16 protein-coding genes are annotated in these 20376 nt (G+C 41.1%); 2 read left to right on the top strand and 14 right to left on the bottom strand.

Features of this window, described 5'->3' with window-relative positions; genetic code table 11:
* Positions 1-84 precede the first annotated feature (84 nt).
* Positions 85-2100, bottom strand: a complete 2016-nt coding sequence (locus OCU56_RS06185; protein ID WP_261874649.1) for a VIT and vWA domain-containing protein — start codon at positions 2098-2100, stop codon at positions 85-87.
* Positions 2100-2486: a helix-turn-helix domain-containing protein gene (locus OCU56_RS06180; RefSeq protein ID WP_261874648.1), complete on the bottom strand. Its 387-nt coding sequence runs from the start codon at positions 2484-2486 to the stop codon at positions 2100-2102. Before OCU56_RS06180 ends, OCU56_RS06185 begins: the two co-directional genes overlap by 1 nt.
* Positions 2487-2942: 456 nt before the next feature.
* Here OCU56_RS06180 and OCU56_RS06175 point away from each other — a divergent pair, with 456 nt between their 5' ends.
* The gene (locus OCU56_RS06175) at positions 2943-3614 is read left to right on the top strand and encodes a hypothetical protein (RefSeq protein ID WP_261874647.1); all 672 of its coding nucleotides are present in this window, start codon (positions 2943-2945) and stop codon (positions 3612-3614) included.
* 354 nt (positions 3615-3968) lie between these two features.
* Here the strand turns inward: OCU56_RS06175 and csm6 (OCU56_RS06170) are convergent, their stop codons facing one another.
* The 5 genes from csm6 (OCU56_RS06170) to OCU56_RS06150 form a co-directional block, all read right to left on the bottom strand.
* Positions 3969-5105 carry a CRISPR-associated ring nuclease Csm6 gene (csm6, locus tag OCU56_RS06170; RefSeq protein WP_261874646.1) on the bottom strand — a complete coding sequence of 379 codons (1137 nt, stop codon included), beginning with the start codon at positions 5103-5105 and terminating at the stop codon, positions 3969-3971.
* Positions 5102-6691 carry an RNA-directed DNA polymerase gene (locus OCU56_RS06165; protein ID WP_261874645.1) on the bottom strand — a complete coding sequence of 530 codons (1590 nt, stop codon included), beginning with the start codon at positions 6689-6691 and terminating at the stop codon, positions 5102-5104. Before OCU56_RS06165 ends, csm6 (OCU56_RS06170) begins: the two co-directional genes overlap by 4 nt.
* Positions 6692-7071: 380 nt before the next feature.
* Entirely contained in the window at positions 7072-7689 is a 618-nt protein-coding gene (locus OCU56_RS06160; protein ID WP_261874644.1) for a DUF4326 domain-containing protein, read from the bottom strand.
* Positions 7689-8129, bottom strand: a complete 441-nt coding sequence (locus tag OCU56_RS06155; RefSeq protein ID WP_261874643.1) for a DUF488 domain-containing protein — start codon at positions 8127-8129, stop codon at positions 7689-7691. The genes OCU56_RS06160 and OCU56_RS06155 overlap by 1 nt, the downstream gene beginning before the upstream one ends.
* A 9-nt stretch (positions 8130-8138) precedes the next feature.
* Positions 8139-8765: a dual OB domain-containing protein gene (locus OCU56_RS06150; RefSeq protein ID WP_261874642.1), complete on the bottom strand. Its 627-nt coding sequence runs from the start codon at positions 8763-8765 to the stop codon at positions 8139-8141.
* Between the two features lie 241 nt (positions 8766-9006).
* Between OCU56_RS06150 and OCU56_RS06145 the strand changes: the two genes are divergently transcribed.
* Entirely contained in the window at positions 9007-10080 is a 1074-nt protein-coding gene (locus OCU56_RS06145) for a sulfatase (protein WP_261874641.1), read from the top strand.
* Here OCU56_RS06145 and OCU56_RS06140 read toward each other — a convergent pair.
* The 7 genes from OCU56_RS06140 to sbcD form a co-directional block, all read right to left on the bottom strand.
* Positions 10077-11246, bottom strand: coding sequence for a PcfJ domain-containing protein (locus OCU56_RS06140; protein WP_261874640.1), 1170 nt, complete (start codon positions 11244-11246; stop codon positions 10077-10079). The genes OCU56_RS06145 and OCU56_RS06140 overlap by 4 nt on opposite strands.
* A gap of 24 nt (positions 11247-11270) precedes the next feature.
* Entirely contained in the window at positions 11271-12191 is a 921-nt protein-coding gene (locus tag OCU56_RS06135) for a hypothetical protein (protein WP_261874639.1), read from the bottom strand.
* Positions 12192-12428: 237 nt separating this feature from the next.
* The gene (locus OCU56_RS06130) at positions 12429-13130 is read right to left on the bottom strand and encodes a hypothetical protein (RefSeq protein WP_261874638.1); all 702 of its coding nucleotides are present in this window, start codon (positions 13128-13130) and stop codon (positions 12429-12431) included.
* Between the two features lie 116 nt (positions 13131-13246).
* Positions 13247-14371: a CRISPR-associated ring nuclease Csm6 gene (gene csm6 / locus OCU56_RS06125; RefSeq protein ID WP_261874637.1), complete on the bottom strand. Its 1125-nt coding sequence runs from the start codon at positions 14369-14371 to the stop codon at positions 13247-13249.
* A gap of 194 nt (positions 14372-14565) precedes the next feature.
* Positions 14566-15138, bottom strand: coding sequence for an acyl-CoA thioesterase (locus OCU56_RS06120; protein ID WP_261874636.1), 573 nt, complete (start codon positions 15136-15138; stop codon positions 14566-14568).
* Between the two features lie 295 nt (positions 15139-15433).
* A complete protein-coding gene (locus OCU56_RS06115; protein WP_261874635.1) occupies positions 15434-19120 on the bottom strand; it encodes an AAA family ATPase in 3687 nt (1228 codons plus the stop codon).
* On the bottom strand, positions 19120-20337 hold the full coding sequence (gene sbcD, locus OCU56_RS06110) for an exonuclease subunit SbcD (RefSeq protein ID WP_261874634.1): 1218 nt from the start codon (positions 20335-20337) through the stop codon (positions 19120-19122). The genes OCU56_RS06115 and sbcD overlap by 1 nt, the downstream gene beginning before the upstream one ends.
* Between the last annotated feature and the right edge of the window lie 39 nt (positions 20338-20376).

Genomic DNA, 20376 nt, shown 5'->3' with positions numbered 1-20376 from the left:
CATCTATTACAAGATCCCCTTGCACACCCAATGAATTTGGCAAACAAAAAGTGCCAAGAGCCATGCTCTTGACACTTTTTTGGCTTAAACGACGGCTGATTGCCTTATAGACTCAAGCAGTGCTTGTACCCTTGTCGAGAAAACAAAGCTTTCCTTGTCTGCAAGTTCCAGCAAGAATGTGGCACAATACTGCGCCTCATCTAGATCGCTGTGCACTGCCTCTACATCAAATCCTTTTGAAGTTAGGAACGACACCAATAACACAGATTTTACAGGCATCGCATTCGGATGTCTTCTGTCTAAGTATTGTTCTATTTCCTTCAAATCAAAATCATATTCGATAATGGGCTCACAGCTCATTGACATTGAAATTTCACAGTCAACTTCGACGTCTCGGTGTCTAAAATCATCACACAATTGTGCTTTCATATATAACATACTGGCACATGTTTGTATTTTATTATTAATTGGCGAGCTTCTTTTTTGCATCTGCGATACCTGATGCAGTTCTGGCATTCCATCTGCATTTTCTACCACTTCAGCGCTTACCATAACATAACTGGTATGTTGGGTTACTATCCCTTGCAATACAGCATATTGAGTCGCTTCTAATTCTTCTAAATTCTGAATATAGCGGTTCGCGACCAATTGCTTTACAGCTTTCACGCTGGGATCGGTAGCAGCAAGTACCTTAATTTGCTCAGTTCGATTCCCCATACTGACATTGACCGTATAAGGTTGACATAAACTTCTTGCAAAAAATGGCACCATCTGACGACCGTAGATAAACTTCGTGTGTTCGACAAAAGCGGTGTGATCGGCGGCTATATTAACGTCTATTTGCATTCCACCAAATTGAGACTTGGCCATTACATCACAAATAGCATTCGCCATATTCTCATGAGGATTAACTAGACTGAGAGTGCCATCGGTTCTCTGTGACATTTTTTGTAAAATACTCTCAGAGATAGCATACCCCACCCCTATACAAAATATACGTACACCTAATTGTTGAGCTTGAGCGAACAGCTTTTCAAGCCTATTGTCTTGTTCCCATACTTGACCGTCGGTTATTAGTATTATGTCAGAGGGCATTCCAGATTTGGCAACCTGAGACAACGCCGTTTCCAAAGCGCTGTAGATTTCAGTACCCCCCATATTTGCTTGTAGCCCTGTAACACATTGCTCAATAGTCTCTTTGAATATTCCGTTAAACTCGCGAGGCTCATTGAACAAGCTTTCATGACAAGAGCCATACTTAATAATGTTGAGTTTACGACTTAAAGGTATATCTAAGAGAGCTTCTTCAAGACCATTTTTTAAATGGTCCATTGACACTCCCCCCATAGAACCAGAGCAGTCAACCAATAGCTGAACGGCGCGTTCGGCAGAAGAATCGACAGAAACATTCGGAGCTGCAACACAGCCCATCAGCGAATAGCCACCATCATGCTCGACACTAATAGCTGAACTTGTCATTGAAGCGGCATCAAAACTAAAGCTAATATCTTGATCTAGGAATCCGCAAAAAAATCCAACTTCATTTTGAATATCTAATTTATGAGAGCCTGAAATCAGCTTCGAGCCTCTTGGCATATTAATTTGGCCTGTAAACGCATACTCAACCAATGCATTGCTCTTTGGTTGGTGTTCAACGCTTAACTGGCTACTGCCGTACTTAGGGGCAATCACTGTAGGTAAATAGTATTTCGCTTGAGCATTATCAAAAGTCAGCATTTGATGTATGTAGAGCTCTATTTCAGCACTCTCATTACAACCAAGATTTCCCAGATTAACTTCATAAAGACCATCACCAACATCAGAAATAAGCACGGCGCGCTTGCCTTCTGAGACTCCCTGCTCGTAGGATTGTTCTGCTCTATGTTTTGCTAAAACTTGACCTTTATATGCTTTACCTGCAATCACAACATTTACATTACCAAGCACTGCATTACGAGGAACAGGAAATTGATACACCGCTTCAATGACACTATCACTGTCATTAATAAAAGTTTGAGTTAAACGCGTTGACGCACACGGCAGATTGACATCAACTAAAATTGAAGCACCTTGCAAAGGAGAAGAAGTCGTTACATTCATTATTTATTTCCCAACTGACTGATAATGGTATTTGCCAAGCTTCTAATGTCACTGGCTGACAACTGTGCGATATCCGAATCGATTATTAACTCAACTCCCTCTGCGAGATGTATGCATGTTTTCATCGATACATCACCGGTTTTCTTTGGTGGTGTAGGGAGTTCTAATGGTGGTTCAACAAGGGCTTGCGCTACTTTATCAAGGGATAACCCCGCCGCCGTCCACTTCTTAATTTTTAAACACTGCGCAACATGGTCTTCGTTATATTTCGCACCTTTTCGTTCGCCAATAGGCCTATCAACAAGTCCCTTTTGTATGTAAAACCTGATGGTTCTAACTGGCAGATCCGTTAACTCGGACAACTGCTGCATCGTGTACTCTTTCATATAGCCACCTTTATTTGACAGCTGCAGTGTATTATAAGTACACAATGACTGTCAAATAAAGGTGGGATTTGTAGTTGTTGATATCAATCAAGCAGCTATTAGATAAGATCTAAAGCGCTTTATGATTCTATTCGAAAACGAATTTACTGTGTGTTTGCAGTTACACGGAATCTGTTGTGGTCTGCACAAATTGGAAATGGCTTATAATATCTAGGTGCCTTCATTTCTCCATCTATGCACGCCTTACTGTACTCTTGTATCTTTATCGCACTCTCGACACTCCCTGAGCCATGTCGAGGTGCATCGATTTGTGATTCAAGTATTTCGTATTGAATTACAGCATTTCACACCGCTCGCTAGTTATGGTGACCCCATACAAAAGCAATAATCCCACCCTACCCCCTATTATGAACATTGTGTTAAAGTTTCACACAACATGCACACTAGTGATCCCAAATGACGTTTATTCTATCTTCGTTAGGTATTTACCTAATCCATTACCTTATACAAGCAAGTCGCTTAAAAACGCCTATCATCTTTTGTACAGGATTGATTGGTGTAACGGTTCACGAACTGAGCCACTATTTAATGGCTAAAGTCTGTGGGTTTCACGTTACTGAGGTACGTCTTTTTCAAATGCCAACTAGAACTAACCCAACCATGGGTTATGTGGCATTTACCAGGCCAAATTCAATTTTTGGTGCTGTAGGACATGTATTGGTTTCTGTTGCCCCTTTGATACTGGGATCCCTATGCCTAGCTCTATCATCTAATTTAAGCTTTATAAATCAATTGACTCACACCATACAACATCAATCAATAATCAATTACCCCACTGCAATTTATTCACTCATTCAGCAAGCGACAATCATTGATCTGGTGGTTTTATTTGCTCTAGCAAGTATCACATTGCACATGTTACCTTCTTCCACCGACATTAAGGGGGCACTCAAAGGATCTCTTTATGTTGGGTGTCTCGTCTATTTTTTGATGTTAGCAGGTGTGCTTTATATGACACATATTGAGAGCTTCATCATGCATTGGGCAGCATGGCTCGGGGCTGTGATGAGTTTTGGTCTACTTGCGGCTCTGCCTATTGCAGGTTTAGCTATGATAACGCGAAGATAGCTGCAGTGAAGACTTCTGTCACTGCAAATAGCTTAAATTTTCTTTATGATGAAAGAGATTACATTAGCAAATGTTTGTATAAGCAATGAATTATGTAAAATGGCGTGTTTGCATCTGGTAGTGGTGTTCGTTCAATTTAGCTAAGAATCGACTCGGAAAACCTCAAGATGTGACATAAAGCAATCGAAGACAAAGTTGCTACCGATGGTATCATTCTCAGCACTTGAAACATTACTTGACGGGAAACGGGTTCGGGCCGAAAAGAATTTAGCTCAAATTTAAACTGACAGACACCATCAAAAATAGGTAGCTGTCACACCAAGTCTGAGCTACTACACATGCGGTTGAGTAGTATCAGATAATACTTAGAGCCCCTTCAACAGTGACATCTAACGCACTATCAATATGGTAAGTAGCCCCACCTTTAGCGCCATCTGAATGGACTTTGATTTTATCCAATGCTTCCGCTGGTAAATTCTTGCAAAGCTTTGAATGAAACTGACTAAGTACCTCTTGCACAAATTTTGCTTGCATCGCTTTCAGGTTTCCTAAGTTACCTTGCTGCCAATCAATCACATCTTCCAGGCCGAACGTGCTATATACTCGCGCATCACCCTTCATAGCATAGAACTCATGTAAATATTGCTTACTGTAGTCTACTTCCTTAACAAATCTAGAGCCCGTTTTTATTGTGCGATGTGGTTGCTTTAAAATCAGCAGGTACAATGCCAATAACTTTGCTGAAACTTTAATGTCTATCCCTAATACTGAAATAGATCGGTTCTTAGTATTAACTCTTACCTCGACTTTCTCTGTTGCTGCATTATTCATGATAGCGACAGTTTTTGAGAATGTTTGCTCTTCAATTTGTTCTAATAATTTGGATTCAAATTGTTTGCGCATACGTACAAACGGGATTTCAGCCAATGTAACGTTGGCAAGTTTGGTATTGAGCTTACCTTGGCCATTTTTCCCAGAAATCCAATTATCATCTTTTGTGGGAAAGAAAAAATCTCTAACAAATTCAAATTCATCATTCACAAAAACATGGCTTAATACGTCTTGCTCTCGACCATATAAAGACATGGCGTAGCCCATATAAAACGCCATTGTTTTACGCCCACCAGCAATAGAGGCATGAATGGCAATGTCTTCTTGGGCCGTTAGCTCGGCTACCTTACGAGTAATGTAATTAGCCATAATGGATTGGTCTTCTTCCGACTTAGCATCATCAACCAACGTCCCATTATCATCCGCAATACACCAGATATTTGACTGGCTAAATGAAATATTACCTAACTCATATTCATCTAAAAGCTTCTGCCAATAGCCGTCTTTAAACAAGCCATTCACTAGGGTTTGCTCGGATGTTTTCGTCGTAATGACAAACACTTCTTCTGGTAGAGGCTTACCCTGTTGGTCCAATGCATAAATTGTTTCAGTCAACACTTGGGGGCTAGCGCCTGTCACCGCTACGAGCACATTTTTCATAATTCAAACACCTCGTCATTGGAGAATACTAGTTCTAATACGTGACTCTCTGAACTATTGAGTTGGGTATTTTCCGTACGGAATGCTTTGAGAATATCAGGCTGACTGACGTCTGGTTTCATTTGGCTATATGCCTCAATAGCGTAACAACGAAGTAGTGTAATGTCTTGTCGTTGAGAAACCATAATATCGACCAATGCATCAACAAAATTAGTTTCTTTTAACTCAGCTTGATTGCTTTGCAAATAACTAAACCCATTGCGTCTCTCTTTAACTAAATGATGCAAAATTCTCGATTTACCGTATTGATGTATCGAATCATCTAACCACAAATCCTTGGATATAAACTTAAACGCAATGTCTTGAATTTTTCCCGTTCCCTTTGTCCAAGCTAGTACCATAAGCCAACATGCGTGTTTGAGTGATGAAGGGTAACACTTAAAAATAAGAGCTAAATGGGTCAGGTGTTTCACGTCCCACTCTTTAAGGTCAAGATTGCTAAGATAGAAGCAATACTTCTTCGCATCAGAAACTGAATTAATGCCATTATCTAGATCATAAGAGTTATCACGATCCTCAAAACTCTCATCAATATCCATTTCCATTGCTTCTTGTGTGTGAGTCGCAATCGTTCTTTCGGTAGTCTCTTCAGCGCCATAGTGATTGACTGAAATCAACTCTTCTTTGAGTACACTAAGCACTTCTTCATTATTATTAATCAGCTTCGTTTTAGAGTTGTTAATACTCAAACCCAATTGATACAAAGAGTTTTGTAGTTGCTTATAAGACTCGATTAAAGCCGCTTTATCATTACTAAATAACTTAATATCATCAACATAACGACCATATTCCACATCTGGGAATTGCGACATTAAATTATCGATATCCATCAGGTAATAATTTGCAAGAACCCCCATGCACTTAGGACCTGTGATGAGGCCCTGAACCCTAAAGTAAAGAGAATTAACTTGGGGTTTGCTAATAGCATAATGGTGAGCAGGATTCGTCAGCAATTTTCTAAAATACTCAAAAAACGGACTGCTCTTACTAGTGCTGGTCTTTACAGCTAACTTATTGATAAGAATATCTATATTGACATTATCAAAAAAACTAGAGAGATCCGTTTTGATCATCAAAGAGTGTTTCTCACCTTGATCTTGTTGCCATGCACAATAATTAGGCCATGCCTTCTGCGCAAAGTCTTCACCCAATATGTTTAATGATAGGTCTCGTTCAATGCGATTGGCAAAACAATTTTCCTGTAACTGACTATCCAATCGGTCCCCTATCACTTGCAAGAAGCAATGAAACATCACCAACTCTTGCAGTGGCAAGTGAACCAATTGTCTGTCCACTAAGTCCGTTTTCGGCATCGTATAGTAAAAGCCATATTGGGGCTGATATTGTTCAAGGTGTGACAGTTGTTTTTGAACCTGTTTAATGAACTGTTTTCTATTGGCTTTTGCCTGTCGAATTTCCCCCGGAAAACACGTATGCCCCGAACCAAAGCACTCATTAATTGCACTATCAAAGGCTCGAGTCACATTCATTTCACTGCACAGTAATTCTTTCAACATCTTTTCCATCTCTTATTCTTCAATATCGCATCATCACAAACAGTACGGCGGGATATCGTACTCTTTAAATTTCGTTACCAATTAGAAGCTTTATTCAACTTTGTGGATAACAACCCCATCAAATAGATATGTTCATATTTGGTATATAGATAGAATATCTTTAACTGGGCATCCGCGTACCTTTTATAAGCTTATGAACAAATTAAACTTTCTACGTATTTGATAAAAAACGCTTTTACTCGCTCTGGGACTGATAAGAAACGATAGTGAGATGAAACAAAAATCAAGCGCCCAGATGAACGACTTGTGGCCACGTTAAACCTTTCCAGTTCAAGTGCGAATAAAGGTTTTCGCCTTGTTTGCACAAAACTTAGGTTAGAATAAAGTAACTATTTCCCATCATCCCATTGATTGAGATAATCAGCGAGCACATCACCATGGCATAACTGTGGTTTGCAGAAACAACCGAGTCGTTTACCTGCCAATTCAAATACCCTAGTTTTATCGATGTTTAAGAATTTATCGTAATCAAAGTCGTATTTGTACATTCTAATGACAGCTTCTCTTGGGTCTTCATCACTGTCTTCCATCGTCTCATACATGGAGTGAGGATTGCCCCAATAGGAGCCTCTACCAATGTACTCGTAATCTGCTGTACTTTTTTTATCGGCATAATCTATCTCGTTCTTTATATTGATCACTCGTGTAACTGCAATTTTAATGACACGAATAGGTATGCTTTGTACTGTGATCTGCTCCAATTCTCGCGTAAACGCTTCACCGTCATCAAAAACAACAGCATGTGTAAAATTTAACGTATCTAATGGAGCATTATGGTTCTCAAAGGTAGCGTTGATGCTGTTAGCGTAGCGCCTTAATAGTTCATGACCGTCTTGAGTAGTAAGCAATCCAACATCATCCATATTAGATATGATTCTATCGAGCTTGCGCTTTAGTTTAGAAAAGCAGTTAAATTCTTTCGGGTATAAAACCAGTAACTTATTCATTATTTTAGGTGCTTAATTTTTACGTCTGTCGGGGAGTGATTTGCAATGTATTCGGCAACTAAACGTCGATGACACTGATCCGCCTCATGTTCACTGCACAAAAAACAAGCGTCTGATAGAGTATCATCACTCAGCAACGTTTCCGCTTTTCTTTGCTGTAGTAAAGCATTAAATCTTATCTCATATTCTGCCCAAGATAACGTTTTTGCTTTATAACCTTTAAGGATTTCTTCTGAAGGTGACAGTTTAGGCATATGAATATAATCTATATTGCACAGTTCCTTTAAAAAGTAGGCAAGGTCATTTTTCTTAGCAAAGCCTGCTAGTTGTGATGCATTGTTTAAGCGAACATCAATCAAGGTTTTGACACCGTTTCGCTTCAATAGTGTAAAAAAGCGCTCTGCCCCTTTTTTAGTAAAGCCGATAGTATAAATATTCACTCTAATCTCCTAATAAATTGCGGCTACAAGTTTGTAGCAATTACCATGAAACTCTTCACCAAGGCTAATGCACAAAATGCCAATGAGGTCACTTTGATCATTGACGTAACGATTAAAACTTGGATCCGTTACTGCCAAATTATATTCAATACCATTGTATGAAAATGATGCTCTGCGCCTTTCATAGTCATCAATGTATAGCAATAGATCTTCCACTTTAATTAACTGTAAAGAGTTACCTATGGTTATCTGGCCGCGCACAATGGCTTGATAGTCCACTCGATCCCCTACGCCCCATAAAGAAGCAGGTGTATCTAAAAACTGATGTAGATCAGCCGGAGAAATTTTATATTGTTGTGTCCACCGTACATTATTGATCAAATAATTTTCCGGCTGATTTTTGAGAGGCACAGCTTGCTCAAAACCCATCTTAACCTTTTGCAGTGGCTTTACTTGGTAAACACCATAAGGGTTCGTTACGCTTGCCTGTTGTTGCGTAAGCTCTGCACCGTGTGCATTGGCAACAGGACGTATCCACTCTTTAGTGTCTAAACATTTTCCTGCTACGCAACATTGATGATGTTTAACTGAGTTAGCTAAAACAACTAATGTTCGTGATGTAATATTGTGATTCATAATTATTACCTCTCAATCATTCTTAATATGAGACGATTATGAATTAGACTGGATATAACTAGGGGTTTATAAGCTTATAAAAAACTCAAGTTGAATATAAAGCAATATATTGGTTCAAATCGAAATAATGTTTATCACAAATAAATAATTAATTCTGTTATTTAAACGGTATGAGGAGTGTAGACATAAGCTCAGAAATCAATAGAATTTGTATGTCCGTTTTTTTCAGTTGGTTTTTCAAATGTCACGCTCTCAAATCAGTGTTTTAGTTAAGCATCAAGAACACTGCAACATAGATTCATTCCCTCTTCGTTTTGGCTTTACCTTTGATGAAGATATGGAATGTACTTTATTACTAGAATCTCAGGCAAGACAAGACCATAGATATGAAGATCGTTCAGTGTATGACGGTGTATTAATCCACCCTGAAACGGATGAGCGATTCTATGGGACCTTTGTCGTTGCCGATAACAACAGTAGTAACGTGCTGATTACTGCGTGGAGAAACGACATCGATACTGAATATTATCTATCCGCTGTGATGAAGATGCTCAGAAAATCGGGGGCTTTGACTACCCAAGAACTGCTGAACTTTCATCCTCGCTACCAAGACAAACAGCTAAATTCCCATGCAGATCTAGTACTTGCCCTATCGGAAAATAAATCGTCACGTGAAGTGAGTCGTATCCAACAAAATGCCAGTAAAGCAGTGATGGATGCACAGTCACGTATTCATGAGCTCGAGCTAAGAAATCAGAAGCTTGAAATGGAAGTGACCAATTTACAGCAAAAAAACGAGATTAAAGATTTGCTGCATGAAGTACGTCTCACCCAAGTAACAGTCAATAATGCCTCTAATCATGGGGCTTCAAAGCCTAAAGAATACGGTGGATTTTGGAAAGGGATCAGTGCGGTTTTAATTGTCGTATGTGCTGTGATTGGCGGTATGCTTGCCTATCAATCATTAACTAATGACGCTCCTAACGCAAGTGTCACTCGTTTAAAAAGTTCACCCGAATCAGCCATCACAGCCAACAATGCTCTACGCTTTGTTGATACAAATGCGACAGTATGTGGAAAGGTTGTGCAAATCACTGACTTTGCAAAAGGCAGCTATTTAAATTTTGACCACACCTTTCCACAAACACAATTTTCCGTGGTTATTTGGAAATCAGACTTTAATCATGTGGCTCAAGGTCGCTCCCTCTATACCACTTACTCAAACCAGAACGTATGTGTTACTGGTGGCATTACTTCCTATAAAGGCCGAGCTCAAGTAATTGTAAAGAACCCACAACAGCTAGCAACTTACTAGTTGGCATTAATAGCTCTATTTGACGTTGCAACAACATTACTTGAACTATATGACTTTCGATTACGTTCAAACCAATCATAAACAACCTGTCTAGTTGCTTCGGTTGGCGATGCGTTTCGCACCCCACAGATCTGATCAATTTCATATGGAAATGTCTTAGTGCTCACGTGTTTGATCCCAACAGTCATACGCTCTGGACTGAGCAGGCGAAATGCACTGTACTGTCCACTGACTATTCTATTATGGTATATCGAGATACAATGTTTCATCTCTATGGCTTCATCGCACAGCTGTTGATAATTGGCTATGTGCTGCATGTCATCAGTTAGTGTGAAATCATTCACATAAGGCACGTCCGTATTTTGGGGTCTGCGTAACTGAAAACGTTGCTGCATTCTTTGTTCACTCCAACGGTCGTGGAGGTCCCTCAGCCTCTCTAAAGAAGGCAAGCGTTGAATAACAGCAATAGGATCATTAACACCAATGGCTTCTCCTAGGCGTAATGTATCGGTAAAGTAAGTAGAGATATTTATTTCTGGATTAGTGCGTGCATTCGCTATAGCCATACCTAATGCTGTCCCCGTCATAAATGGATATGATTGATCCAATATCACAGTAGAGTGGAATACTTCGGTATAGTGTTTAAAGCGTAGGTAACGTTTACTTACCGGGTGTAGCAAACTTCTAACTAGGTTCAAGCTTGTTGATAATCTGTTGTCTTTTATCACTTTATCGAGAAATTTTAAGGCGCTTTTTGTTGAGTCTAACCCGAGCTCAGCCAAAATTTGCCTTTGCCCTAGCCCTATTAATCTCATTGCCTGCGAATTATCAACACTGTACTTGTCACATATAAGAGCTAATAAAATAGGCCGACTATTGAGTAAATCGATGGCATTGGAGCAGCACGAAGCCAAGTGCAACATTTGATATTGATACTCAGGATAAAGGCATGTTATGTCATAAACTGAGGTGGGGATCTGGGCCTTCCATTGTTCTGCGCCTTCAAAAGTCTGCAGCATGTCTAAGCCAAATCCTAGCCCCCCTTCAAGTAATTCTCGTTTTCCATCTTCAAACACACGATAGCCAACCAAGCCATTATGCCAATTTTCAAATTCCAAGTTATAGCAAAATCCAACTTGGCTGATCGGTACAGAAAATACATTCATTTTTATCGTCCCTTTAACTCTTTATCAAGCGGCTTCAATTCGTGAAATGATCGCTTCAATGGGTAACTCTTTTTCTAGGATTATTGAGACTACGGATTGAATATCTTCTTCTCGGTTAAGGGCTATGGCCTGTTTAATATCTTCTATTAATGAAAGTGCTTCAGCTTTGGACAAGTTACGCAATTGCTTTATTCGCTCAGTTGAACTCATTTTTACCAAGTCGTTGGCAGGAACGCTCAGCAATTGGCTGTTAATTTGCGGTATGGCTACCTCTGATTCCGTGATTTCTCTTGATTTATGAGTGTTATCCTCTGCGACTCGATCATCATTAACCGCCACTAGATGAGGCTCTTTGCCTAATGCATACTTCGTTTTGTTATTAAGTAAGTTGGCATAGCAGGCCATGGTTGGCATCATAAAATCCAGGTGTGTTCGAGCTTTATCTTCTACTTCCTTTATGTCCTTAGCTTTTAGGTAGTTAACTTGTTTTCTTGCTTGTATCGCCATAGATACAGCCTGTTTTACTGTATCGCTACGAAACGTGTTCACACACTCTATGGATCTGCTGTCTAGCACTTGCTCTTCCTCACGCGTTTTTAGGGTATCAATTCTTCCGCGAAGTCCTTTAACACTGCTTTTGATCACTCTGTCATACTTGTCTGTATGGGCAATGACGGTTTTTACATTTTTAGCACTTGTTGTAGATGTTTCACTGTTATTCAGTGCTTTAATTTCTCGCTTCACATCAGCCACAAAGTTGTTGAAAGACTTTCTATCTGAAGGCGTCGCCCCCGTATACATGGGTTTAGGCACACCCTCTATAAGCACTTTTAAATGGTTTGTTTGCGTTCGTTCATAACTGAAAGGGATATTTACACCTAAGTAGTCAGACAAAAATTTAATGACGCGTTTTTGATATCTGCTGAAACCGCTTTGCTTGCACATGTTATATTCCTTATTGGTAATTGGGATATATCTTTGGCCATTTCAAGCCAAATATAAAGTTTGATAAGCTTATGAAAGTAACTCTTTATATTGATACCAATCGTGCTAAATAACGGGGCATTCTAGCTTGTTAAAATACTCGATAACGGCGTTAGAATTTTTCCTGCGCTATTTCTGAGCACTGACTTAGTGTGATGGTATGACGATAAAAAGAAGTATTTGAATTTAAAATGGGATTTACATGCTAAGCATATTTTGCCGCAGCAGTGCAAATGGTGTATTTTGCGGGATGATATGTGCTGGAGGCATATCCAACATAGGGTTGTGCATTATTTGATGACTTTCTCGTAACTCACAAATTCTATATTTTGATAACCAGCCGTTGCTTAAACCGATATCTAAAATATCTTTAATATTGAGCCAAATGAGTTCTTCAACATTCCTCTTCTCTAGGTGATCTTTCAATTCACTTATGCTGCTGTAGTGGGTATTTTGATTAGAGTTTGTTCCTTCATAGAGGTACTCCATATCAACACAAATGGATAATGCTCCATTTATCATGTACTTAGGCTGGGCTGCTTGAGTGGTGCTATGCAGTTGGTATCTACCTGATTCTTTATTGTTCATCTTCTGCTTAAATTGGCTTTTAAGCTTTAATTCACAAAATTTCAAACCGTTGTCGCTTTCTGCTATGAAATCTATCTCTTGATACTTAATTGTGCCATTAGTCGCTCTATATCTTAATATCCTCTCTTTTTTACTTCGGGTTAGCAGGCCAAAAAACTTGAGTATATCATGCTCCATTAATTGTAAGTTTTGAGAAAATTCCCTTGCTATAGTGTAGCTTGATTTTCCTCTTATTTGACGATGACGGAGAGCATGAATTCTATTGTGTCGCTTGTATCCTAAATCCTGAACCGATAGTAATTTTGTTTCCATAATAGTCACCGTTACTGCTAACATTTATTTGATGCAGCAATAATAACGGTGATTTATCTGTTGTATGAGTTGATAAGCTTGCAATCATTCTCAATGAAACGCTTGAGTTTATATGTTCAAATTATGACTTTAAAAGCAGAGCAAGCTAATTTGCAGGTGTATCTTTGAACATGCTCCTTTGATAGGGAAGAAATTTCAATCTTCTCCGCTGACTGTGCGGGTAACGCTTTTCTCAACTTTCGATTAATGTTCGAGCAAATAGGCTGCAAAAAGGATTTTTCCATTCCACGGATTGAGTCGTAGCTTTCGTCATTGAACTCTTCAGGTGTGGTATCAAATGACTCGAACACTCTTGGATCCTTTGCAATCTTGCTATAGTGTTTTAGAAATTCAATACTATTTTGCTTATCTTCTTCAAAATACCTATCCACGAGTAACCCATTCTCGCCTTTATGATATAACCAAAGATAAAAGGCGATTTCTTTCGCTGTTAATTTAATGTCGACACCCAATGTCGAAATCAATTTTGCAGAACTATTTATGGTTACCTGCACATCTTCTTGCTTGTGACTGGCATTGAGCATGCCTACTGTCTGGCTAAATGATAGATTCGCCATAGATTCAATAATCGATGGATCTAATGAAGATCTCATTCTCACAAATGGGATCTCTGCTAGTGTTACCGATGCTTGGCTAATATCGACCTCTCCCTGTCCATTTTTTCCTGTCACCCAATGAGACTCTTTGGTTGGGAACCAAAAGTCACGCACAAATTCAAAATTGTCATCCACAAACACATGACTCAGTGTATCTTGTTGCCGACCATATAAAGACATGGCATAACCAAAATAAAACGCCATAGTTTTGCGGCCACCGGCTAATGAAGCATGAATAGCGGTATTAGCCTCACAGGTAAACTCTCTTACTGTTTTGGTAATAAAGTCTGCCATATAGGTCTGATCCTCAACCGTTTTTGCATCTTTAATTGCATTACCATCATGGTCTTCGATCAGCAATATATGCTCTGCATCAAACTTTGGTGTCGGCAGATGATATTCCTGCAGTAATTTAGCCAAATGACCGTCTCTAAACAATCCATTGAGTAGTGTGTCTTTGGTGCTTTGTGTTGTAATCACGTAAATTTCGTCAGGAAATGGCCTACCACTGTGCGCTATTGAATACAGCGTTTCGGTGAGTACTTGAGGGCTAGCTCCAGTGGTAGATAATAGGATGTTCTTCATTGTTTGCCGTGTTCGGTATCGTTGAAAACTGCGCACATTATAACTTAGCTTAGACAAAGCTAGTGTCATAAAAATCATTTTAGAGCACTATTATTACCTGAGCTTGCAATGAGATGCCCCCCTCCTATCGCTATGGGTATTGATGGTTTTAAATAGCTAAAAAGTCTCACTGCAGGGTAATAGGCATACTTTAACTACTTAACGCTCACCTGTTGTGTGGAAGCATGGGTCTCCCCATCCCCCAATGGAGGCCAGGGGCGGTGTTGCTCTGAGTCTATCCATTGGATAACCCAAGAAGGCAGGTCGCCAAATTGGCTGGTTTCTCCCATGGCGTTAAGGACCGTTGTGGGTAGGACTAACCCTTGTTTTGAGGTGACGCCGGCGCGGATGAGTACGGAAGAGCAAGGCTGGCCTTTTACCCACATGGATTGTTCTACGTACAGCCATTTATCATCAAAGCCTACGCACTGGGTGTGCATGGTGATTTTGTTGAACATATGCACGCGTTTACGGTAGCGTACTGAACTGCCAGCGACCACTAATGCCCAGCGATTGTTGGTGAGTGCTTTCATTAAGCCACACCGAATACCTAGTACGGTGCGCCCTAAATCATAAAGGGTCAGCACTCGGCCGTTATTTAATTCATTGAAAATATCCAGATCCCAAGGGTGGCAGTAAAATTCACTGGTACTTTTATCTGTGATTGTTAACGGTGTTTGCTGTTTCGCTTGCCAGCTTACCTTTGCTAGGCGAAAAAATGGATACATTTACCTCTCTCCTTGAGTGTATCTATTCATACCATGTGTTATTGGTATTGAATGGTTTTTGCCGATGATTGGCCATTATTGACCTCAAATTGGCTCAAATTTAATGTGGTCAGAGGAGTGTAGACATGAATAGTCAAAATAAGTAGTGCCCTATTGCATTAATGGGATTTTTACTCAATTGCATGGGACTATGGGGACGGCCTTGGCCATGCACCAACTAAGGGTTTTCATTAAAAAAAACAGCCACTTAGTATTTACCTACTCTGTGGCTGTGTGGTTCACCTGTCAATTGTCCTTATCCCACGTACTCTTTACTGAGTTCGCTCACGCCAAGGCCGTTGCGTTTCGAGACTTTAATTTGCAGGGGAATACGCTCTTTCATCGCTTCTACATGGCTAATGACGCCGACCATTTTCCCAGAGGCATTTAAGTTATCCAGCGCATCCAAAGCCATATCTAAGGTTTCGGCGTCCAGAGTGCCAAACCCTTCATCTAGGAATAATGAGTCGATACTGGTTTTATGGCTCACTAAATCGGATAAAGAAAGGGCCAATGCTAAGCTGACCAAGAAGCTTTCGCCCCCGGAGAGGGTTTTGGTATCGCGCTGCGCATCCCCTTGCCATGTATCTAGTACTAGCAGAGAGAGTCCGTCGTCTGCTTTACGTTGCAACTCATAACGGCCATGAAAACGCGCCAAATGTTTATTGGCTAAGTAGACTAAATTTTGTAACGTTAACCCTTGCGCAAACTTTCTAAATTTATCCCCTTTCGCTGATCCCACCAGCGAGTTTAGGTGCGAAATATCACTAAACTGTTGCGAAAATTGTTCTATTTCTAAAATAAGATCTTTGAGTCGCTCTCTATTGCTGGCGTCTGTGGTCAGTTGCTGTGCAAGCTCCCCTTGCCTTTTTAAAGTATCTTCAATTTCCGAGGCTAACAGCGCTTTCTGCTGCTTAGTCTCTTGCACATTGCTTAACTGCCACTGTTGTTGGTCCGCGATGTGTTGATGTTGCTCCAGTGAAGATTGAGTGTTTACAAGCAGCAATTTGGCCTTGTGCAGCGCTTGGCTGTTTTTCTCTATTGCATCCACTAGTTGCGCCCGTTGCTCTTTAGATAGCAACGCCTGTTTAAACTCATCCACATTGTTAAATGGGCTTTGTGCTAGTTCATTGTCTAATACTGTGCGTCGCCCCTGCATCTCCTCAGTCCATTGCGCTAATTGACTGTCCATTGTTTCTAATTGACCTGCAAGTTTTGTGACGTTTTCCTGACACAATTGGCACTTATTGAGCGTCTCTTTATAGTGGGTGTCTCTATTTTCTAGGTGTATGCGCATTTTTTCAGATTCTTGAGCGGTGCACTTATTGCCAAACAGTGCCTTACGTTGCTGTTCATTGTGTGTCAGTTGCTGCTGTATCTGCTGTAAACTCTGTTGCTCTTGTTGAGCACTGAGATGGGCACTCTCTATGGATTGTTTAAGGGCTTCAATTTGCACCCCTAATGTATCGCAACGTTTTTGTGCTTGTTGCACCTTTTCACAACTGTCCGTCCATTGCTTGAGATCCGCTTGTTTTTGCGCAAACCATGCGTCTACATTGGCATTTGGCAGTTCAAATCCAGCCTCACTCACCTGCTGTACAAGCTCGTTTACCCCCTCCATTGCCACGTTAGACCACTGTTGTTGCTCGTTTTGCGCCGAGACAATTTGGCTTTGCAACACATCCAGTGCCGTTTTATGTGCGTTCTGTGTTTGCTGAGCGTCATTAAGGGCTAATTGATGCTGTTGCACGTCTCTATTGAGCTTATCTTGTGTCTTTTGTAACGCCATTAAGGTGCTTAATTGGCTGTTCACCTGTTGTTGATGACGGGTGTTGTCCGCCTTTAATTGCTCAATGCCCGAACTCTCACCTAAGGTAATATTGAGGGACAAAGAATCGGTAAACTGTTGCCATCTTTGTTGCAGCTTTTGCCTTTTTTCTTGCAGTTTAGGTAACCTTTGTTGGGCGTGCTGTAAATGGCTTTTTAAGCTATCTTGTTGAGCTTGCAGCTCTTTTAGCAAGGCTGATTGTTGCGTGCATTGCGCTGTCACATCCGCGAGTCTTTGTCCTAATGTTGCCACATTAAGGCTGTCATCACTGTCTGGTAACAGCGATCCCTGTAAAGGATGCTGTAATGCACCGCACAAAGGGCAAGGGGTATCTGTTTGCAATTGCGCACGATATTTCGCCAGTTCACCTTCTTGATCAAGCAGTTGAGTCACGTCCTTTACACTTTGCTCAAGCTGAGTGACTTGTTTTGTCGTGCTATTTACTTGCTGTTGCTGCTCAGCAATTTGTTGTTTTTTATCTGCTATTTCTTCCTCAAGTTGCACAATTTCGCTGCACGTTTCTTTAAATAGCTGATTGCCTTGCTCTAACTTTAAGTAATGGGGCAAATTGGCCTGCAGGCTTTGTAATTTAGCTAACAAAGCCGTTTCACTGCCAACCGTTAATGCTTGATCCAACTTCTGTTGCGCTGTACTCAATTGCTGTTGTTGCAACTGGCTTTGTTCATTAAGGCTATGTAGCTGATTTTGCGAGGCCTGTAATGCTTGAGTCTTGTGATTAAGATCAGCATTGAGTTGTGTTAATCGCTGCTCTGTTTGTTGTTGTTTTTGTTTGGCATCCATACACTGGCGGTGTTTTTGTTGCCACACGCCTAGCACACTGTGTAAAACGCTATCCGCCTTATGCTGTTCTAAATAACACTCACCTTGTTGTAACATCGTGTTAGCTTGGCTCATTTGCCCTTCTAACTCGGTGCGCTGGTGTTGCAAAGTTGTCTTGGCTTGCTCGGCTAATGCACTCTTTTTTAACTGACTGCTCAGCCCCTGTTGCTGGCTTTCAATCTGAGTATCTAACGGCACTACTTTTTGTTGGATTAATTGACGTAATTGCGTTTGTTGCTGGCGGGTGTCTTGTAATTCCAGTTCCGCTTGTTTGACCGTTTGCTGTAACGGAGCCAATAACTGTTGCTCACTGTTTAGCTGATTTCTGTGAGCCTGGCTTTGTCCTTGCATACGTTGCTGTTGTTGTCGCGCCTTGTCCCATAATTCAAAACTGGCCCGCATACGCTCAGCTGGCTCACTGCGATTGAGGGTATCTCTACTTGGCTGCATTTGTTGATAGGCATCATTGGCTTGCTGCAGTGCTTGTTGTTGCTCGCCCACCTGTTGCTGTAGGCTCTGTTGCTTTTCCCACCAGCTCAGTTGATTTTGATACACAGTGAACTGCACGTTTTGTTGCTTACTGTGCTCATCTAATTGGCTCTGCTGTGCTTGTATGTGTTGCAGCTGCTCTTGAGTGAGCAAATCTACCCCATCGGCCTTAGCATTTAATTGGTCGAGTTCAATTTTGGCTTGGCTATAGCACTGATGAACGCGCTCTGAAATTAAGCCATAGATCTCTGTGCCTGTTAGCTCTTCAAGCAATTCGGCACGATCATTGGCATTGGCATTTAAAAAGGCGGCAAACTGCCCTTGAGAGAGCATCATAGATTTAGTGAAACGCGCAAAATCCAAACCTGTAATGGTATTGATCTCATCTAATTTACTTTTCACTTTATCGGCAATAATGCTGCCATCAGCAACGTAGGCCAACTCTACTGTTGCCGGCTGTAACTTACCATCGGCCTTGTTGCGAGAACGGCGCATGCTCCAGTGAGCGCGATAGGCTTTGCCCTTTACTTCAAACTCCACTTCAGCGCTGCAACTGGCGGTGCCACGAGTCATGATTTCATTATTAGAGGTTGAAATGCCGCCAAGACGTGGCGTTTCATGGTATAAGGCCAGACAAATCGCATCTAAAATGGTGGTTTTTCCTGCCCCAGTGGGGCCGGTAATGGCAAATAAACCACTTTCAGTAAAGGCCTCGGAGGAGAAATCAATGTGCCATTTGCCTTTTAAAGAGTTCAGATTTTCAAAGGTAAGACGTAGTATTTTCATTATTGTTGCCCTTCTACATCTAAAACTATCTGTTTGAATTTTTGGGTAATACGCTGTGCACGCGCTTTATCTTGCTCTGTTTCAAATTGTTCTATGGCTAAGCGTTTTTCAAACACATCCAGCGGATTCAGCTCAGATAATGTCTCTGACTGCTGTTGAGATAATGTGCGTGTTGACGCCTGCCGAGCACGGCGCAGTTGCAGCACTTCAATATCACGCCCCGCTATCATTTTTTGCACCGCTTGTTGTAAATCCGTTAGATAATCTTGCACCGACACTTCCACTGAAATCCAAACCGTTTCGCCCTCAGCAATGGCAATGGCTGAAATTTGTTGCTCTATTTCGCTCAAATCCCCTTTTAATGACAACATTGGCTGGAAAGAAGGAATGGGCTTACTGACCACTTGTTGTAACTCTGCTCCACAAAACTCCACCAGCAGCACTTGTTTTTGTGATTTAAGTTCATCAAAGCTCAAGTAGATTGGCGATCCGCTGTAGCGAATATGGTCTCTTTTGGCCACCATTTGTGGGCGGTGAATATGACCCAGTGCGATGTAATCTGCTGCGGGAAAACCGTCTGCGGCAAAGCCCTCTAAGCTGCCTATATAAATATCACGTACCGATTCTGACTGTTTGACACCTAAAGCGGTAAGGTGTCCGGTGGCAATGATCGGCACTTGTAACTGTTTTTGTTCTCTTTCTGTCAGCGCCTGTTGAAACACGCTGTCATAATGTCCCTTTATCGCCTCTGCCAAGGCTTTTTGCTTATCTGTACCAGATTCACCGGCAACACTTTTGATGACATCTCTAGGACGAATAAACGGCACTGCGCACACCAACGCACCGATCTCCCCCAGTTGATTATTGATATGTAAAATCGCCTGTGGCTCACTGGCACTGGCCACCACTTGTGTGTGTAATTGTCCAAGTAACTGCTTAGATTCGTTGAGCATGGCCACCGAATCGTGATTTCCCCCAACAACAATCAATTGGCACCCCTGCTGGTACATATCCACCACAAATCGATTGTACAATTTACGGGCATAACTTGGGGGCGTACCGGTATCAAATATATCACCGGCGATAATCACACAATCCACTTGCTCTGTGGCAACGGTATCAAGCAACCAATCAATAAATTGTTGATGCTCATTAAGGCGACTTTTAGTAAAGAAATTTTGGCCGAGGTGCCAGTCAGAGGTGTGCAGTATTTTCATTAAAACCAACGTGCGTGCAGGATGTGAATGAGTAAGGTG

Source organism: Vibrio rarus, assembly GCF_024347075.1.
GTDB classification, from domain to species: domain Bacteria; phylum Pseudomonadota; class Gammaproteobacteria; order Enterobacterales; family Vibrionaceae; genus Vibrio; species Vibrio rarus.
The sequence above is the reverse complement of the archived record's forward strand: the minus strand, read 5'-3'. Positions and strand labels throughout refer to the sequence as shown.

Bases quoted from the DNA above. Each gene is read 5' to 3' on its own strand.
- OCU56_RS06185 (WP_261874649.1), bottom strand. From the start codon at position 2,100: ATGAATGTAACGACTTCTTCTCCTTTGCAAGGTGCTTCAATTTTAGTT.
- OCU56_RS06180 (WP_261874648.1), bottom strand. From the start codon at position 2,486: ATGAAAGAGTACACGATGCAGCAGTTGTCCGAGTTAACGGATCTGCCA.
- OCU56_RS06175 (WP_261874647.1), top strand. From the start codon at position 2,943: ATGACGTTTATTCTATCTTCGTTAGGTATTTACCTAATCCATTACCTT.
- csm6 (WP_261874646.1), bottom strand. From the start codon at position 5,105: ATGAAAAATGTGCTCGTAGCGGTGACAGGCGCTAGCCCCCAAGTGTTG.
- OCU56_RS06165 (WP_261874645.1), bottom strand. From the start codon at position 6,691: ATGGAAAAGATGTTGAAAGAATTACTGTGCAGTGAAATGAATGTGACT.
- OCU56_RS06160 (WP_261874644.1), bottom strand. From the start codon at position 7,689: ATGAATAAGTTACTGGTTTTATACCCGAAAGAATTTAACTGCTTTTCT.
- OCU56_RS06150 (WP_261874642.1), bottom strand. From the start codon at position 8,765: ATGAATCACAATATTACATCACGAACATTAGTTGTTTTAGCTAACTCA.
- OCU56_RS06145 (WP_261874641.1), top strand. From the start codon at position 9,007: ATGTCACGCTCTCAAATCAGTGTTTTAGTTAAGCATCAAGAACACTGC.
- OCU56_RS06140 (WP_261874640.1), bottom strand. From the start codon at position 11,246: ATGAATGTATTTTCTGTACCGATCAGCCAAGTTGGATTTTGCTATAAC.
- OCU56_RS06135 (WP_261874639.1), bottom strand. From the start codon at position 12,191: ATGTGCAAGCAAAGCGGTTTCAGCAGATATCAAAAACGCGTCATTAAA.
- OCU56_RS06130 (WP_261874638.1), bottom strand. From the start codon at position 13,130: ATGGAAACAAAATTACTATCGGTTCAGGATTTAGGATACAAGCGACAC.
- csm6 (WP_261874637.1), bottom strand. From the start codon at position 14,371: ATGAAGAACATCCTATTATCTACCACTGGAGCTAGCCCTCAAGTACTC.
- OCU56_RS06120 (WP_261874636.1), bottom strand. From the start codon at position 15,138: ATGTATCCATTTTTTCGCCTAGCAAAGGTAAGCTGGCAAGCGAAACAG.
- OCU56_RS06115 (WP_261874635.1), bottom strand. From the start codon at position 19,120: ATGAAAATACTACGTCTTACCTTTGAAAATCTGAACTCTTTAAAAGGC.
- sbcD (WP_261874634.1), bottom strand. From the start codon at position 20,337: ATGAAAATACTGCACACCTCTGACTGGCACCTCGGCCAAAATTTCTTT.